Consider the following 16,895-nt stretch of genomic DNA (forward strand, 5'->3'; position numbering starts at 1 on the left):
CTGTTCACGGGAAGAGCGCTGGCGCCGCAGCCGAGGCCGGGCGCAACAGCGTTAGAGAGCGAGTTTGATCAGGGCAAACAGGCCCACAGCGATAATGGTGTAGCAAACAGCGCCAGCAGCGATGTAGGTCAGCTTCTCAGCGACGCCGTGCATGTAATCTTCGATCGCGTCTTGCGCTTCGTTTTTAATGTGGATGACACCCACAATCAGGGTCAGCGCGGAAATGATGGCCGGGAACGGCTTGCCGAAATAGGCCAGCACTTCTTCATGGGTGCCACCCAGACCAAAGCCGAAAGTCAGAACGAAGAGCGGGACCAAAACAACAAGCAAAGATGAGTTGATCATCATATGCCAGTGATGCTCGGTGCCCTTGCCGGAAGCTCCAGTGCCTTGCGCGCGTTTGCGGTCAGTCAGAAAATTCATCTTTTCAGCTCCTTACACGATCAGCGCGGTGAGAATGGCCAACACGGTGGCGCCAATGAACATACCTTTGCCAAGCGTGACAGCGGTGTCGATGTCGAGGCAGTAGCCGAAGTCCCAGATCACGTGACGCAGACGCCCCAGCATATGGTAAAACACTGCCCAGGAAGCGAGAAACAGGAAGACGTCGCCGATAAAGCTGCGCAGCAACCCATCGATGAAAGCAAAAGCGCTTTCAGAGGTTGCAGCCGCCAAAAGCCACCAAACAACAATTGCCGCAATCGGAATGAGGGCGATGCCGGTTATACGCACCATGATAGAAGACACGGAGGTCATCTGCGGGCGATAGATCTGCAAATGTGGGGAGAGCGGGCGCTCAATCCTTTTCACGTCAGCCATAATGAATCCTTTCAGGTTCCCTTGATGTCTTCTAACGGTTTTTTGCGATGTGTCACCTTGGCGAAAGCTTAATTCACGCGGTTTTTTGACCCAATCGGAGGGATTTTTTTAATTTTGTGATCACACGTTTTTATTCGTGATCACATTTTGCAATTAAAGTTTTTTTATCAGGAATTATTCACCCCAAGGGGTTACCATACCACTGCTTAACAGGCCCCTTACGTGTTGGCGCTCACATTCGATCCGACAAAGTGCGCTCCATCGCAGGACCTTCAGCCACTTGTTTGGCGACTTCCCGAATGAGCTTTTGGCGGATGCGCAGCGGGTATTCTTCAAAACCTGCGGCAGTCACGACAAATGCACCGGGTCCCGTGATCACATTTTCCCAAAAATACCCGGTCAGGTCCGTGTCGTCGGTTTCGATCACCACGGCGTTGACAGTCACGCCCTGACCTGCCAGCCGCTTGCGCCCATATTCCACCAGCGGACCTTCATTGGAAATCCCGTCCCCTGAGACATCAACCACCTTGCGCTTACAGTTGGGTGCTGTCTCGATCAATTCTGCGGACGCCAGCAGAGCATCCCCTATCGCAGTGGAGTATTGGCTCCACTGGCGGGGCATTTCCTCAACGGCAATGGCCAAAACCTCTGCCTGCTCGGCGGAAGCAACCTCGGTCCAGGGCACGCTAACATGCTGACGCCCTTCTCCGGTCCACTGCATTAGGGAAACCGATGCTCTTTGGTCTATCAGCGCCTCTACGACAATCCCGTCGCGCAACGCCGCTGCCAGCCCATCCATTTGAACACGGTATTCTTTGGCATCAATGCTCCCGGACACATCGACCGTCAGTAAAAGCGCAAGATCGCAGGCGCGCGCCTTCGCTGGCGCACACGAAATTCCCGCTGCTAAAACACTAAAAAACCGCATAAACCGCAGCCTAGCGCGATCCTGCGGCCTGCGTCATCAACTCCGCGTGTGCTTGCTTAGAACTCTGGCGCCATCTCCACCAATGCGTCTGCAAACTCTGTACACATGGTGATCTTGATCCGCTCAGGATCGTAGAAGGCATTTGCCTCACCACAGGGCACAACCGAAATCGTCAAAGTCTCCGGTAAGCGGAACTCTTCGTTTAGCGCCTCGACCTCTGCCCGGATCACCTCTTCGGTGAGCTGTGCGCCATCGGTTTCGACGACAACTTCGCCCATCACCAGAGTCTCGCCTCCGCCGCCATGGGCAACTTCGTCCAATGCGCCACCCCAGCTGGCAGCAGCCTGATCGTATTCAGATGGACAATAATCTGCTCGCTCTTCAGGCAGGCCGAGGTCTACCGCGACAACCTCACGTTCTTCCGGGTTGGCCCCATAAAACAAGCACACCGTATTGTAGTAACGCTGCAAATCTGGGCCATGCACGTCCCAGAAGGCCACTTCAGACGTGGCTTCTGCCTCGCCCAAAAAGCCAAAAGCCGCATCATAGGCCAGCTGAACAGCCGCCTCTTCCTCGTAAAACGCATCAATCAAAAAGATCGACAACACATCCGCTGCGTCTTCTTCCTGCCCAAAGATCGGCAACCCCAGAATATCGATCAGAGCGTGACCAAGCTCATGATAGAAAATCCCGAGCAGATTGCCCTCAACATAGGCAAGCGTGTCTTCGGATGTATGGCCAAACTGCACTTCGGCTTGAGCGCCAGAGGCTGCACCATAGATTACCAAGGGGAGTAAATATCGTTTCATAAGCGCACTAGAGCGACAGTGCACCTTGGTGTCGAGCGCTAATTGAAACTCAACGTCTCCATCGGCTACCAGTGGTTTTCTGGCACCATGCTGATTGTATCAAACGCGAACCAATGACCGCCGCACGCTTGATCCCACTTTCGGTCGATCCCGCGCCCTGCAAGAGCGCAGTACAGTAAGGTGCCCACACCGCCATGGCCACAGATGAGAAAATTCTCGGACGGAAAAGCCGCTAGGAGCGCGCGCACCTCGATGAGAATCCGCACCTGCGCATCCACAGCGCGCTCCCAACCTTCGAAGTACACCTCAGGCGATCCAAAGAACTCATTGGCCGCGCGCTGAAATGCCTGTTCTGTCAGAAAACCTGTGCTTGAACGGTCATTCTCGCCAAGCCCCTCTCGGATGGCGACAGGCGTTGATCCGAACTTTGCCGCCAGTGGCCAAGCGGTTTCCAATGCCTTGCGCTCTGTACTGGCGGCAACGCGCCAGCCCCCTCTGATGCAGCGCGCCGCAAGCGCATCCACGCGCGCCTGCCCCACTTTGCTCAGCCCCCAATCCGGCACAGCAATATGCGGATCGATGTTCACTTCAGGGTGGGTCAGGTAAATCGCGCGCGGCATCGCGTTTCCTTACATCGGCATCAATGCCCAATAGTCCAAATCAAGCAGCACTTCGGGCAGGTATTTGCCATCATCGCCTTTCAACGCAAACGGCTCGCCACCTTTTGTGGCCACCAGTCGCAGGCGAATTGCCCCTACACCGGGCGCGGAAGTTTCTGCCTTATCAAGCACTTCAGACCAAGCCTTGACCGTCAGACCAGAGAAGGCCGGATTGGCATGTGCGCCACCGTTCAGCCCCACAATCATCTGTGCGTTGGCCAGCCCGTTAAAGCTCAGCGCACGCGCCAGGGATATAATGTGGCCGCCATAAATCAGGCGTTGTCCATCGGGGCGGAAGGTCGCGTCAAAATGCACTTTCGCGGTGTTCTGCCAGAGCCGTGTCGCCATCATGTGCTCAGCTTCTTCCAGCGTTACACCATCGACGTGGTCAATGGTCTCGCCGATTTCATAATCGCCCCAACGAGGGCTTTCCCCAGCCTGAGAGAAGTCATAGCCGCTGAAGTCGAGTCCTTCGGGGATCACGAGGTCCGCAGGATCGATCACCTTGGAAAGTTCCGGCACCACGGCTTCAGGCGCGGGTGCATCTGCATCGCGCTTGCGCACCATCACCCAGCGCACATACTCCATGACAACCTCGTCGCGCTGGTTCATACCGCGCGTGCGCACGTAAACCACCCCGGTCTTGCCGTTGGAGTTCTGCTTCAGACCAATCACTTCGGATGTGGAGCGCAGAGTATCGCCGGCATAAACCGGCTTCAGCCAACGCCCCTCGGCATACCCAAGGTTTGCCACCGCATTCAGCGACACATCCGGAACCGTTTTTCCAAAAACCACGTGGAAGGCCGCGAGATCGTCCAGCGGCGACTGCGGCAAGCCAGAGGCACGCGCAAATTCATCGCTGGAATAAAGCGCATGACGCGCTGGGTAGAGCGCATGATAGAGTGCGCGCTCCCCTGCCCCGACAGTGCGTGGCACAGCGTGTTCAATCACCTGCCCCAGCGAATAGTCTTCAAAAAACCGGCCCGGATTGGTCTTGGCCATTTAGTGTTCTCCCAGTTTGGTCTCCGGGGTGTAAGTGCCTTCAACTTCCTTCACGACCGCCTGACCACAGCGCATCACGCCCGTCGCCTGACAGAAAGTCTGTGTCGGAGAGCCATGAAGCTCCCACCCCTTGTTAAGCGCATCCGTCACTTTGTGACAAAACGCTGATGTGTCTTCTTCGGATAGAAAACGATAAAGTTTCATGCTCTTAGCCTCCAAATGGCGATGGTCCGATCATGCCATGAATGGCACCGATCACGCCCATCAGGATTACAGAAGCGACAAAGAACATGCCATCCTTTGCTATGGTGCCACGTTCGGTCGGCTGCCAAGGGCCTTCAACCCGGTTGAGGACAACGATTTCCGCAAGCGCCCAGGCCAGCAAGCCGCCAAACAAAACGACCGACGGCGCATCGCCATTCACCAAGATATGCGCCACCGCCCAGAGCGAAAAACCGATCAGCATCGGATGGCGCATGTTGTTAAACAGCTTGCCCTTACGTGGCGCCGGACTCATCAGGAAGATCGCGATGAGCACGAGCAAGTTGTTGATGTGATAGACAAAGCTTGGCGCAATCCAAAGCACATCCTCAATCTCTGCCGCGCGGTAGCCGAGCACCATCAACACAATGGAGAGGACCAGCGTTAGAGCTACCAAGCCCTTCCCCTTGTCACCCAATGGCTCCCGCACACCCGGCATCGCCCGCTTGAAAAAATGGGCCGCCGCCCAAAGCAAAACCCCAAGAACCAATAATGTCATCTCGCTCTCCGCTGGATTGTTGGTTGTTGGGGCAGAGGTTACCCCTCAAGTGCGGCGATTGCATCTGCCTTTGCGAGAATCTCTCTTGCAGTGACCACATGCAGATTTTCAACAATTTTGCCGTCCACCACGGCCACACCTTGGCCACCGGCTTCGCATTCCTCAAAGGCTGCGATCTGACGCTTCGCCAGATCGATCTCAGCTTCTGATGGGGCAAATGCCGCATTGGCAACATCCACCTGCGCCGGGTGGATCAGAGTTTTGCCATCAAAGCCCATGTCGCGGCCCTGATCACATTCCGCTTTCAGGCCATCCGCGTCTTTGAAGGCATTATAGACGCCATCTACGATCACGATGCCTTCTGCCTTGGCCGCAAGCAGGCACAGCCCCAGCCCTGCCATCATCGGCAAACGGTCGGCACGGAAACGTGTCTGAAGCTCCTTAGCCAGATCATTTGTGCCCATCACAAAGCCGGTGAGCCGCGGATGCGCTGCAATTTCTGCAGCATTTAACATCCCTCGTGGGGTTTCCATCATCGCCCAAATCGGCTTGTCACCGACCAGCGCCGCCAATGCATCCAGCTGCGCAGTGTTCTCCACCTTGGGCAACAACACTGCGTCGCAATCCATTGAAGCAGCGGCCTTGGCGTCAGCCTCTCCCCATTGAGTATCGAGACCATTGATCCGCACAATCCGCATCCGGCTGCCATACCCGCCTTGGGAGAGCGCATCCGCCAAAGTGGCCCGGGCGTTTTCCTTTTCGTCAGGAGCAACGGCATCCTCGAGATCAAAGATGATGGCGTCCACCGGCAGGCCCCGCGCCTTTTCCAGCGCCCGGTCCTTGGACCCGGGAATATACAGAACCGAACGATAAGGGCGCGCGCGCTGATCCATGGATGTTCTCCGATTTCCATCTGTAATTTTGTTGCGCAGAATGGGGCATTTTTCTCAGAAAACTTCAAGCGTATTTTGCCGCAACGCAGAAATGACGCGCCGTCTTATTGGCAGATACGGTCCGTTAATACTTTTGATCCATACCGTTAACCATTTGTTTTCCAGTTTGGATGCAGATTAACTCTATCGCTTCCTGGGGAGGAGCGAACGCAGACAGAAAGGGCTGCAACACTAATAATAAGAGGCGAAGCAACTAGACATACATGGCGCGCATTGGCGGGGAAACGTCCGCTGCGTGACAAGATTTTCCTGAAAGGAAACCATATGAAATCCCTGCTTCTGACCCTGACGACCGGTCTTTCCCTGCTCACACTCTCTGCCCCACTGGCGGAAGCACAGACGGCGCGCAATTGCGCGGATCGCGACAAAGTGGTTGAGCGTTTGGCCGACAAATACGGTGAGTCCCGCCAGGCCCTCGGCCTTGGAGCGCAGGGTGCAATGGTTGAGATCTTTGCCTCTGAGGATTCCGGCAGCTGGACCATCACAATGACCATGCCCAATGGTGCAACTTGCCTGATGGCCACGGGTCAAGCGTTTGAAACCCTTGCCGAAGTGCTCCCAACCAAAGGGGATGACGCTTAACGTGTCATCCTATGTCAGCGCGTCAAAAATGAGCTTCACGCCAGTCACAGACAACAGAATATAAGTCACTACGAAGAAGGCTTTTTCTGAAACGGCGTGATGCGCTTTCACACCGAGATACGCTCCCAGGCAGGCAAACGGCGCAAGCAGCAGGCCTGCCAGAAATGTCTCATAGGTGAAGACGCCTAAGAAGGCATAGGGCACAAACTTCGCGACATTGATCGCCCAAAACACCAGCACCGATGTGGCCTGATATCCCGTCTTACTCAATCCGCGAGACAGCAGATAGACGGCGGCTGGTGGCCCACCGGCATGGCTGACAAAACTGGTGAAACCAGCAACCCCGCCTGCGAGCAACCCCGCGCCAACAGGCAGTTGGCGTGCCGCGGCTTTGCGCGGCCAAAGTTGCCAAATCACAAACCCCAAAGAAACCGCGCCGATAAGCAGGCGCAGCACATCGTCATTGGCCACTTTGAATAATGCTACGCCAAGGGCAACCCCCGGCAAACCGCCTAAAATCAGAACCTTGGCATCTGGCCAGCTCCACCGCTGCCAATAGGGGCGCAAGGTCAGAAGGTCGATCAGCATCAATAGGGGCAGCATCAGCCCCAGGGCCTGCGCGGGCGGAAGAATCAGCGCAAGCAAAACAGCGCTGGCAAAAGCTGCGCCTGACCCAAATCCAGCCTTCGAAATCCCTGCAAAAACGACCGCGAGCGGCGCAACAACAAGAAACGCAAGAGAATCAGTCATGACTTTCCGTCAGAATCAGGCGTCACCGCCGCCCCCAAATGTCAGGGACGAAACGCGCGCAGCTTACTCGCCGTCCAAAATCTTCTTGCGCTGCTGCTTGTATTCTTTGTCTGTCAACAGGCCTTGCGCATAGGCGTCTTCAAGGGATGCGAGCTGTTCACCAACAGTCGCGGTTTGCACCGTTGTCGTAGTATTCGCATTGCCGCCACCGCATGCAGAAAGCGTTAGCGCTGCCAAACTCAGCGCCATCAGGGTTTTCATCACTGTCGTCATTGCCAATTCTCCTCGGCATTTTTTTGTGTCTTGGCTCAAACTTAGCCCCACGACTGCGCACAATTCAAGCGTGCGCGCCAATGCCAAACCAATAGGCAGAAACCCCGCAACAGGTGACCTAACCCTGCGACACTTCCTAACAGCTCTTGGCCTAAGGCTTGCGTCAAAGCCGTTTTCGACTTAAGCCACCGGCGATATTTAACCGGACCGGAGACAGATCCAATGGCCAGACCTAAGATCGCCCTCATCGGCGCAGGCAACATCGGCGGCACCCTCGCCCACCTCGCTGCAATCAAAGAACTTGGCGACGTCGTTCTTTTCGACATCGCAGACGGCCTGCCCCAGGGCAAGGCGCTCGACATCGCAGAATCCGGCCCTGTTGAGAAAATCGACGCCGCGATGTCCGGCACCTCCGACTACTCCGCGATCGCCGGCGCAGACGTCTGCATCGTGACCGCCGGTGTGGCACGTAAGCCAGGCATGAGCCGTGATGACCTGCTGGGCATCAACCTCAAAGTGATGAAATCCGTTGGCGAAGGCATCCGCGACAACGCACCGGACGCATTTGTGATCTGCATCACCAACCCGCTGGACGCGATGGTTTGGGCGCTGCAGAAATTCTCCGGCCTGCCAACACACAAAGTGTGCGGCATGGCGGGTGTTCTGGACTCCGCACGCTTCCGCCACTTCTTGGCAGAAGAATTCAACGTATCCATGCGCGACGTAACCGCCTTCGTTCTGGGCGGCCACGGCGACACCATGGTGCCTTCCGTGCGCTACTCCACCGTCGCAGGTATTCCTCTGCCAGACCTGATCGAGATGGGCTGGACCACTCAGGAGAAACTGGACGCAATGGTACAGCGCACCCGTGACGGCGGCGCAGAAATCGTTGGCCTGCTGAAAACCGGCTCCGCGTTCTACGCACCTGCCGCCTCCGCCATCGAAATGGCTGAAGCCTATCTGAAAGACCAGAAGCGCGTTCTGCCTTGCGCAGCATACTGTGACGGCGACCTCGGCGTGAAAGACATGTATGTTGGCGTGCCAACCGTGATCGGCGCAGGTGGTGTTGAGAAAGTTGTGAACATCAAGCTCAACAAAGAAGAGCAAGAGATGTTTGACACCTCTGTCAACGCTGTGAAGGGCCTCGTGGACGCCTGCAAAGGCATCGACAGCTCCCTGGCATAAGCCAAGCGACAAGCAATTGAAGGGCCTGCGACGTGTTTCGCAGGCCTTTTTCTATGGCCAGACGCAACACATCATTGATCTTTTTGCATGAGTTCGGGTTAACTCGACTCCGACGGTGCCGGGCCAACCGCACCATATTTCTTTTGAATTCATAAACTTGGAGACACAATGACCAACTCACTCGCAAAAGGCCTCACACTGGGTGCGCTGATCGCCCTTGCAGGCTGCACGTCCTCCGCCCTGCGCAACCAGCCCGGTGACAACGCGGATTACAACATCCGTAGCGGGCCGCAGACACAGGCGCCTATCACCCCCGGCCCCAACAACACAGTGCCCTATAACGGCACATGGCCATCCGCCGAGGCAGCTCTCGAAGAAGACCTCAACTGATACCTCTCTGCGACGAAACTCAGGCCATCTGAGGCCCGCACCCTTGGTCAGCACTCGTGGGGACCGTTTGCGATAACGGACCCCGCGCATCGACTCAAACGCGCAGCGCCCTTATTTCACTGACAATTTAACAAAATTGTTTCTGGCAGAATTGCCCAACGTCATTTTGTGATCACACATTTTCCACCTGTGATCACAAATAACGAAAAATCCACCTTCTTCGCAGAATTTGCTTATCGACCGCCTTGGTCTGTGTCAAAACGCCGCCAATCGCAGCAAGATGGGACAGTTCCATGAACATCCACGAATATCAGGCGAAAGCCCTGCTTCGCTCCTACGGCGCTCCGGTGTCCGAAGGCCGCGTTGTTCTGAAAGCAGAAGACGCCAAAACCGCCGCTGGTGAACTTGACGGCCCGCTCTGGGTTGTAAAAGCACAGATCCACGCAGGTGGCCGCGGCAAAGGCACCTTTGAGGAAGCTGACGCAGGCGAAAAAGGCGGTGTCCGCCTTGCCAAGTCGGTTGAAGAAGCCGCCGAAGAAGCCAAAAAGATGCTGGGCCGCACCCTTGTGACCCACCAGACCGGCCCAGCGGGCAAGCAGGTCAACCGCATCTACATCGAAGATGGTTCTGACATCGAGCGCGAACTGTATCTGGCCCTGCTCGTGGATCGCCAGACTTCCCGCGTGTCTTTCGTTTGCTCCACCGAAGGCGGCATGGACATCGAAGAAGTTGCGGCCGCAACTCCTGAGAAAATCCTCTCCTTCTCCGTTGACCCAGCCACCGGCTACCAAGCTTACCACGGCCGTCGCGTTGCCTTTGCTCTGGGCCTTGAGGGCGCACAGGTCAAAGAATGCGTGAAGCTGATGGGCATTCTCTACAAAGCCTTCATGGAAAAAGACATGGAGCAGCTGGAGATCAACCCGCTGATCGTCATGCCAGGCGGCAAGCTCAAAGTGCTCGACGCCAAAGTCGGCTTTGACGGCAACGCCGTGTACCGCCACCCAGACGTGGCCGAGCTGCGCGACGAAACCGAAGAAGATCCAAAAGAGCTTGAGGCGTCCAAGTACGACCTGAACTACATCGCTCTGGATGGTGAAATCGGCTGCATGGTGAACGGCGCGGGCCTCGCGATGGCCACCATGGACATCATCAAACTCTACGGCGCAGAGCCAGCCAACTTCCTCGACGTAGGTGGCGGCGCGACCAAAGAGAAAGTGACCGAAGCGTTCAAGATCATCACCTCTGACAAAAACGTCAAAGGCATCCTGGTGAACATCTTCGGCGGCATCATGCGCTGCGACGTAATCGCAGAGGGCGTTGTGGCCGCAGTAAAAGAGGTTGGCCTTGAGGTTCCGCTGGTTGTGCGTCTTGAAGGCACCAACGTGGAACAGGGCAAGGAGATCATCAACACCTCCGGCCTGAACGTGATCGCCGCGGACAACCTCTCTGACGGTGCCGAGAAGATCGTGAAAGCGGTTAAGGGATGATCTGATATGCGTTGTGCGAAGCTCTTATTCATGTTTGCTGCGGTTTCGGCCGTCACAGTTGGCACTTCAGCCTTTGCTGCACCTCCTGAAGGAAAAACCTCTTCCATCAAAATTGCAGGCAAACTCTATGGGAGCGTTTGCCAAAACGCCTATCCGAACTTGAAGCTCGCGACTGCAACAGCGGAAGCAAACGGCTTTGAGCTCGACAAAAGCACTGGTCTTTATGAGCACCCCAAGTGGGCGATTCAGCTCAGAGTAAACAAAGAGGTCTGCAACGGTCGCTTTGTTGTTCAAAAAGGGCGCGACAAACTGCCCGGAGGTGAATTTGCCGAATGGGCGACTCAAATGATCAAACCCGGCGCAAAGCCGGGTTCCCCCCACATCGAAACCACGCCACTCAGCGCGACACGGTTCAATTTATCTGTGTTTCGGAAGAGATAGCGTAGAAGGAACCTCAATATGGCAATCCTCGTAGACGAAAACACCAAGGTCATCTGTCAGGGCTTCACAGGCTCTCAGGGCACCTTCCACTCTGAACAAGCCATCGCATATGGCACCAAAATGGTCGGCGGCGTGACCCCCGGCAAAGGTGGCATGGAGCATCTGGGCCTGCCGGTCTTTGACTCCGTACATGATGCGAAGGCAAAAACCGAAGCCAATGCTTCCGTGATCTATGTTCCGCCCCCCTTCGCGGCAGACTCGATCCTCGAAGCGATTGACGCGGAGATGGAACTGATCATCTGCATCACCGAAGGCATTCCTGTGCTGGACATGATGAAGGTACAGCGCGCGCTGGAAAACTCTTCCTCCCGACTGATCGGCCCAAACTGCCCAGGTGTCATCACACCTGACGCCTGCAAAATTGGCATCATGCCGGGCCACATCCACAAGCGTGGCTCCGTGGGCGTTGTGTCCCGCTCCGGCACCCTGACCTACGAAGCGGTGAAGCAAACCGCAGACATCGGTCTGGGCCAGTCCACCGCAGTGGGCATCGGCGGCGACCCGATCAAAGGCACCGAGCACATCGACGTGCTGGACATGTTCCTGTCTGATGACGAGACCCAGTCCATCATCATGATCGGTGAAATCGGTGGCTCTGCAGAAGAAGAAGCCGCAGACTTCCTCGCCAACGAGCGCAAAAAAGGCCGCTGGAAGCCAACCGCTGGCTTCATCGCTGGCCGCACAGCGCCTCCCGGCCGCCGCATGGGCCACGCCGGTGCGATTGTTGCCGGTGGCAAAGGTGGCGCAGAAGACAAAATTGCCGCAATGCAAGAAGCAGGCATCATCGTTGCCGACAGCCCAGCCGGCCTCGGCGAAGCTGTGCTCAAAGCAATCGAGCTGGGCTAAATTGTCCGCTCGCACGGCACATATGCAAATGTTCAGCGTCCGAGCCTCATAGGTTCGGGCGCTGTCCCGCATAAGCGTCGCGCAGATAACCGAAAGGTGAACGCGATTTTCTGTGTTTCAAAGCGAACCGCGCTAAGTGTTTTGAAACGTTCACGCGTTCATCTACCCCAACCCCGCCCTACATGGGGCCAATATCAAAACCGGTCCCATTCTCCATGAGGTGCCATCATGACCGAACAGTCGCCTAACGACATCTTCCACGCCTCCTCCTTTATGCAGGGGCACAACGCGGAATACCTCGAACAGATGTACGCCCGCTACGCCGCCGACCCGAATGCGGTTGACGCAACCTGGCAGGAATTCTTCCGTCAGCTCGGCGATGCGGAGCTTGATGTCAAAGCTGAGGCCCAAGGCCCGAGCTGGCAGCGCACCGACTGGCCTCAGCAGCCCAATGATGATCTGACCTCTTCGCTGACGGGCGAATGGGCAGAGCCTGCCGAAGCCAAAGCCGCAGGCAACAAGATCAAAGCCAAGGCCGCCGAGAAGGGCGTCACTGTTTCTGACGAGGCCGTCAAACGCGCGGTGCTGGATTCGATCCGCGCCCTCATGCTGATCCGCGCCTACCGTATTCGCGGCCACCTGATTGCCGACATCGACCCATTGGGCATGCGCGATCAGACCCCGCATCCGGAACTTGATCCAAAGTCCTACGGCTTCACCGATTCTGACATGGATCGCCCGATCTTCATCGACAAAGTGCTGGGGCTGGATATCGCCACCATGCGCGAGATCATGGCCATTGTGAAGCGCACCTACTGTGGCACCTTCGCGCTGCAATACATGCACATCTCCAACCCCGAAGAAGCGGGCTGGCTGAAAGAGCGCATCGAAGGTTATGACAAAGAGATCACCTTCACCCGTGAGGGCCGTAAAGCCATTCTGAACAAGATGGTTGAGGCCGAAGGTTTTGAGAAATTCCTGCACGTCAAATACATGGGCACCAAACGCTTTGGTCTGGACGGTGGCGAAAGCCTGATCCCGGCTATGGAGCAGGTGATCAAGCGCGGCGGCAACCTCGGTCTGAAAGAGATCGTGATCGGCATGCCCCACCGCGGCCGCCTGTCCGTTCTGGCGAACGTGATGCGCAAGCCGTACCGCGCGATCTTCAACGAATTCCAAGGTGGCAGCTTTAAGCCCGAGGACGTCGACGGCTCCGGCGACGTGAAGTATCACCTCGGTGCTTCCTCTGACCGCGAGTTTGACGGCAACACAGTTCACCTGTCGCTCACCGCGAACCCGTCTCACCTTGAAGCTGTGAATCCTGTTGTGCTCGGGAAAGTCCGCGCCAAGCAGGACCAACTGAACGACGCACAACGCACTCAGGTGATGCCTGTGTTGCTACACGGCGATGCGGCCTTTGCCGGTCAGGGTGTTGTGGCGGAGTGTTTTGCCCTCTCCGGCCTGCGCGGCCACAAAACCGGCGGCACGATGCACATCGTGGTGAACAACCAGATCGGCTTCACCACCGCGCCGCACTTCTCCCGTTCCTCGCCTTACCCAACAGACAACGCTCTGGTGGTTGAAGCCCCGATCTTCCACGTCAACGGGGACGATCCAGAGGCCGTGGTACACGCCGCGAAAGTCGCGACCGAGTTCCGTCAGAAGTTCCAAAAAGACGTCGTGCTCGACATCTTCTGCTACCGCCGCTTTGGTCACAACGAGGGCGACGAGCCGATGTTCACCAACCCGGTGATGTACAAGCGCATCAAGAAACAGAAGACCACGCTGACGCTTTACACCGAACGTCTGGTCAAGGACGGCCTGATCCCTGAAGGCGAAATCGAGGATATGAAGGCAGCGTTCCAAGCCCATCTGAACGAAGAGTTTGAAGTCGGCAAAGACTACAAGCCCAACAAAGCAGATTGGCTCGATGGCCGTTGGTCCCACCTCGACAAACGCGGCGAGGACTACGAGCGTGGTCAGACATCGATCAAAAAAGAGACTCTTGCAGAGATCGGCAAAGCCCTGACCTCCGTGCCTGCAGGCTTCCCGCTGCACAAAACCGTGGGCCGTCTCCTCGACACTCGTGGCAAGATGTTTGAAACCGGCAAAGGCTTTGACTGGGCCACCGCTGAGGCGCTGGCTTTTGGCTCCCTGATGACAGAGGGCTACCCGGTCCGCCTGGCTGGTCAGGACGCGACACGTGGCACCTTCTCTCAGCGCCACTCCGGCATCGTGAACCAGGAAACGGAAGAGCGCTACTATCCGCTCAACAACATCCGTGCCGGTCAAAGCCAATACGAAGTCATTGACTCCGCACTCTCTGAGTACGCCGTACTCGGCTTCGAATATGGCTATTCGCTGGCAGAACCAAACGCGCTGACCCTTTGGGAAGCCCAGTTTGGCGACTTCGCCAACGGCGCGCAGATCATGTTTGACCAGTTCATCAGCTCCGGCGAAAGCAAATGGCTGCGTATGTCCGGTCTGACCGTACTGCTGCCACACGGTTTTGAAGGTCAGGGTCCAGAGCACAGCTCTGCCCGCCTGGAACGCTTCCTGCAGATGTGTGGTGGAGACAACTGGATCGTGGCGAACTGCTCGACACCGGCGAACTACTTCCACATCCTGCGCCGCCAGCTGCACCGCACCTTCCGTAAACCGCTGATCCTGATGACGCCAAAATCTTTGCTGCGTCACAAGCTCTGCATTTCGGAAGCCGAAGATTTCACTGATGGGTCTTCTTTCCACCGCGTGCTGTGGGATGATGCCGAAAAGGGCAACTCCAATACTGAGCTGAAGAAAGACAAAGACATCAAACGTGTCGTGATGTGTTCCGGCAAGGTCTACTTTGACCTGCTCGAAGAGCGTGACGCACGCGGCATTGATGACATCTACCTGATGCGGATTGAGCAATACTATCCGTTCCCAGCGCACTCGCTGATCAAGGAACTGGAACGCTTCAAAGACGCCGAAATGGTCTGGTGTCAGGAAGAGCCCAAAAACCAGGGTGCTTGGAGCTTCATTGAGCCAAACATCGAATGGGCGCTGACCCGCATCAAAGCAAAACACACCCGCCCGATCTACGCAGGCCGCGCAGCATCCGCGTCGCCCGCCACCGGTCTGGCAAGCCAACACAAGTCACAACAAGCAGCGCTGGTCGATGCCGCGCTCACCATGGAAGGGAACTAATCCATGACCGAAGTCCGAGTCCCCACTCTTGGCGAAAGCGTCACCGAAGCGACCGTCGCCACCTGGTTCAAAAAGCCGGGTGATGCGGTTGCCGTGGACGAAATGCTTTGCGAACTGGAAACCGACAAAGTGACCGTCGAAGTACCTGCGCCAGCGGCCGGCGTTCTGGGCGAAATCGTTGCAGCCGAAGGCGACACCGTAGGTGTTGACGCCCTGCTGGCCACCATCACCGCAGGTGAAGGTGCGGCACCAGCCCCTGCCCCAGCGGCGGCGGAAGCTCCAGCAGCCGCACCGGCTGCGGCCGGTGGCGACGCTGTGGATGTGATGGTCCCAACTCTGGGCGAGTCTGTGACCGAAGCAACCGTTTCCACATGGTTCAAAGCTGTGGGTGACACCGTTGCCCAAGACGAAATGCTCTGTGAGCTGGAAACCGACAAGGTCTCCGTTGAAGTACCGGCCCCTGCCGCTGGTGTACTGAGCGAAATTCTCGCGCCAGAAGGCACCACTGTCGACGCCACCGCGAAGCTCGCCGTGATCGGCGGTGCAGCGGGTGCCGCAGCAGCAGCGCCTGCAGCAGCCCCAGCAGCGGCAGCACCGGCCCCTTCTGCGGATGTGGAAAATGCACCTTCCGCCAACAAACTGATGGCAGAAAAAGGCATTGATCCAGCCGCTGTGACCGGCTCTGGTCGCGACGGTCGCATCATGAAAGAAGATGTGCTGAAAGCCGCTCTCGTCCCTGCTCAGGCACCGGCAGCAGCTGCTCCGGCCCCAGCAGCCGCACCGCGCGCACCTGTAGCAGCTGAGGATGCGTCTCGCGAAGAGCGCGTGAAAATGACCCGTCTGCGTCAGACCATTGCGCGCCGCCTGAAAGACAGCCAGAACACCGCCGCCATGCTCACCACCTACAACGAGGTGGACATGACCGAGGTGATGGCTCTGCGCAGCCAGTACAAAGACCAGTTCGAAAAGAAACATGGCGTGCGTCTGGGCTTCATGTCCTTCTTCACCAAAGCGTGCTGCCACGCTCTGAAAGAAGTGCCTGAAGTGAACGCAGAGATCGACGGCACCGACATCGTGTACAAAAACTTCGTACACATGGGCGTTGCGGCAGGCACCCCAACCGGTCTGGTTGTGCCTGTGATCCGTGATGCGGACAGCATGTCCTTTGCCGACATCGAGAAAGCGATTTCCGAGAAAGGCAAACGCGCACGCGACGGCAAGCTCTCCATGGCAGAGATGCAGGGCGGCACCTTCACCATCTCCAACGGTGGTGTTTACGGCTCCCTGATGTCTTCCCCGATCCTGAACCCACCGCAGTCCGGCATCCTGGGCATGCACAAAATTCAGGACCGTCCAATGGCGATCAACGGTCAAGTGGTGATCCGCCCGATGATGTATCTGGCGCTCAGCTATGACCACCGCATCGTTGACGGCAAAGGTGCTGTGACCTTCCTCGTACGCGTCAAAGAAGCGCTGGAAGATCCCCGTCGCCTGCTGATGGATCTGTAAGACAATTGCGGGGCTGGAACACACTCCAGCCCCGCATTCGTTATCGGCCGCTCTTGAGCGTGGCGATGGTTCGCTGGCAACTCAGGGCACACACAGAGGGCAGACAATGATCTTTGAACAAGATCGCCTCCATTCCGCTCGCCCCAGATGTCGGGGAGGATGCACATCTAAAATGCGTCAGCTACCGTGCCCTACTCGCATCAAAGCTCATGTTCTTTTACCGACAAAAGCACACCCGCTTTAACGACGCTAT

19 protein-coding genes are annotated in these 16,895 nt (G+C 56.9%); 8 read left to right on the forward strand and 11 right to left on the reverse strand.

Going from position 1 to position 16,895, the window contains the following annotated elements:
* Positions 1-51 precede the first annotated feature (51 nt).
* The 9 genes from sdhD to J7400_RS07460 all read right to left on the reverse strand — a co-directional run bounded on the left by sdhD (position 52) and on the right by J7400_RS07460 (position 5,870).
* On the reverse strand, positions 52-423 hold the full coding sequence (sdhD, locus tag J7400_RS07420) for a succinate dehydrogenase, hydrophobic membrane anchor protein (protein ID WP_209061452.1): 372 nt from the start codon (positions 421-423) through the stop codon (positions 52-54).
* A 12-nt stretch (positions 424-435) separates the two neighbouring features.
* Positions 436-819 (reverse strand): succinate dehydrogenase, cytochrome b556 subunit, encoded by a 384-nt coding sequence (gene sdhC / locus J7400_RS07425; protein WP_209061454.1) that lies wholly within the window; start codon positions 817-819, stop codon positions 436-438.
* Between the two features lie 232 nt (positions 820-1,051).
* Complete coding sequence (locus J7400_RS07430) at positions 1,052-1,747, reverse strand: DUF1194 domain-containing protein (RefSeq protein ID WP_209061456.1); 696 nt, start codon at positions 1,745-1,747, stop codon at positions 1,052-1,054.
* A 56-nt stretch (positions 1,748-1,803) separates the two neighbouring features.
* Positions 1,804-2,556: a DUF4344 domain-containing metallopeptidase gene (locus J7400_RS07435; RefSeq protein ID WP_209061458.1), complete on the reverse strand. Its 753-nt coding sequence runs from the start codon at positions 2,554-2,556 to the stop codon at positions 1,804-1,806.
* 65 nt (positions 2,557-2,621) lie between these two features.
* Positions 2,622-3,176: a histidine phosphatase family protein gene (locus tag J7400_RS07440; RefSeq protein WP_209061461.1), complete on the reverse strand. Its 555-nt coding sequence runs from the start codon at positions 3,174-3,176 to the stop codon at positions 2,622-2,624.
* 9 nt (positions 3,177-3,185) lie between these two features.
* On the reverse strand, positions 3,186-4,217 hold the full coding sequence (locus J7400_RS07445; RefSeq protein WP_209061463.1) for a MaoC family dehydratase: 1,032 nt from the start codon (positions 4,215-4,217) through the stop codon (positions 3,186-3,188).
* Positions 4,218-4,421 carry a DUF1737 domain-containing protein gene (locus tag J7400_RS07450; RefSeq protein ID WP_209061465.1) on the reverse strand — a complete coding sequence of 68 codons (204 nt, stop codon included), beginning with the start codon at positions 4,419-4,421 and terminating at the stop codon, positions 4,218-4,220.
* 4 nt (positions 4,422-4,425) lie between these two features.
* Positions 4,426-4,977: an NnrU family protein gene (locus J7400_RS07455; protein WP_209061467.1), complete on the reverse strand. Its 552-nt coding sequence runs from the start codon at positions 4,975-4,977 to the stop codon at positions 4,426-4,428.
* A gap of 38 nt (positions 4,978-5,015) precedes the next feature.
* Positions 5,016-5,870 carry a CoA ester lyase gene (locus J7400_RS07460; RefSeq protein ID WP_209061469.1) on the reverse strand — a complete coding sequence of 285 codons (855 nt, stop codon included), beginning with the start codon at positions 5,868-5,870 and terminating at the stop codon, positions 5,016-5,018.
* 324 nt (positions 5,871-6,194) lie between these two features.
* Between J7400_RS07460 and J7400_RS07465 the strand changes: the two genes are divergently transcribed.
* Complete coding sequence (locus tag J7400_RS07465) at positions 6,195-6,512, forward strand: hypothetical protein (protein ID WP_209061470.1); 318 nt, start codon at positions 6,195-6,197, stop codon at positions 6,510-6,512.
* A gap of 9 nt (positions 6,513-6,521) precedes the next feature.
* On the opposite strand, the gene J7400_RS07470 is transcribed toward J7400_RS07465, so the two are convergent.
* Both J7400_RS07470 and J7400_RS07475 read right to left on the reverse strand, forming a co-directional pair.
* Complete coding sequence (locus tag J7400_RS07470; RefSeq protein ID WP_209061473.1) at positions 6,522-7,262, reverse strand: sulfite exporter TauE/SafE family protein; 741 nt, start codon at positions 7,260-7,262, stop codon at positions 6,522-6,524.
* Positions 7,263-7,325: 63 nt separating this feature from the next.
* Complete coding sequence (locus tag J7400_RS07475) at positions 7,326-7,523, reverse strand: hypothetical protein (protein ID WP_209061475.1); 198 nt, start codon at positions 7,521-7,523, stop codon at positions 7,326-7,328.
* A gap of 234 nt (positions 7,524-7,757) precedes the next feature.
* Here J7400_RS07475 and mdh point away from each other — a divergent pair, with 234 nt between their 5' ends.
* The 7 genes from mdh to odhB all read left to right on the forward strand — a co-directional run bounded on the left by mdh (position 7,758) and on the right by odhB (position 16,642).
* Positions 7,758-8,720 carry a malate dehydrogenase gene (gene mdh / locus J7400_RS07480; protein WP_058241421.1) on the forward strand — a complete coding sequence of 321 codons (963 nt, stop codon included), beginning with the start codon at positions 7,758-7,760 and terminating at the stop codon, positions 8,718-8,720.
* A 168-nt stretch (positions 8,721-8,888) separates the two neighbouring features.
* Positions 8,889-9,110 (forward strand): hypothetical protein, encoded by a 222-nt coding sequence (locus J7400_RS07485; protein WP_209061477.1) that lies wholly within the window; start codon positions 8,889-8,891, stop codon positions 9,108-9,110.
* A gap of 293 nt (positions 9,111-9,403) precedes the next feature.
* Positions 9,404-10,597: an ADP-forming succinate--CoA ligase subunit beta gene (gene sucC / locus J7400_RS07490; protein WP_209061479.1), complete on the forward strand. Its 1,194-nt coding sequence runs from the start codon at positions 9,404-9,406 to the stop codon at positions 10,595-10,597.
* Between the two features lie 30 nt (positions 10,598-10,627).
* Positions 10,628-11,038: a hypothetical protein gene (locus J7400_RS07495; protein WP_209061482.1), complete on the forward strand. Its 411-nt coding sequence runs from the start codon at positions 10,628-10,630 to the stop codon at positions 11,036-11,038.
* An 18-nt stretch (positions 11,039-11,056) separates the two neighbouring features.
* On the forward strand, positions 11,057-11,944 hold the full coding sequence (sucD, locus tag J7400_RS07500; RefSeq protein WP_209061484.1) for a succinate--CoA ligase subunit alpha: 888 nt from the start codon (positions 11,057-11,059) through the stop codon (positions 11,942-11,944).
* A 228-nt stretch (positions 11,945-12,172) separates the two neighbouring features.
* Complete coding sequence (locus J7400_RS07505) at positions 12,173-15,133, forward strand: 2-oxoglutarate dehydrogenase E1 component (RefSeq protein WP_209061487.1); 2,961 nt, start codon at positions 12,173-12,175, stop codon at positions 15,131-15,133.
* Between the two features lie 3 nt (positions 15,134-15,136).
* Entirely contained in the window at positions 15,137-16,642 is a 1,506-nt protein-coding gene (gene odhB, locus J7400_RS07510) for a 2-oxoglutarate dehydrogenase complex dihydrolipoyllysine-residue succinyltransferase (RefSeq protein WP_209061489.1), read from the forward strand.
* The last annotated feature ends 253 nt before the right edge of the window (positions 16,643-16,895 follow it).

It is taken from the genome of Shimia sp. R9_2 (assembly GCF_017743735.1).
In the GTDB taxonomy this organism is placed as follows: domain Bacteria; phylum Pseudomonadota; class Alphaproteobacteria; order Rhodobacterales; family Rhodobacteraceae; genus Shimia.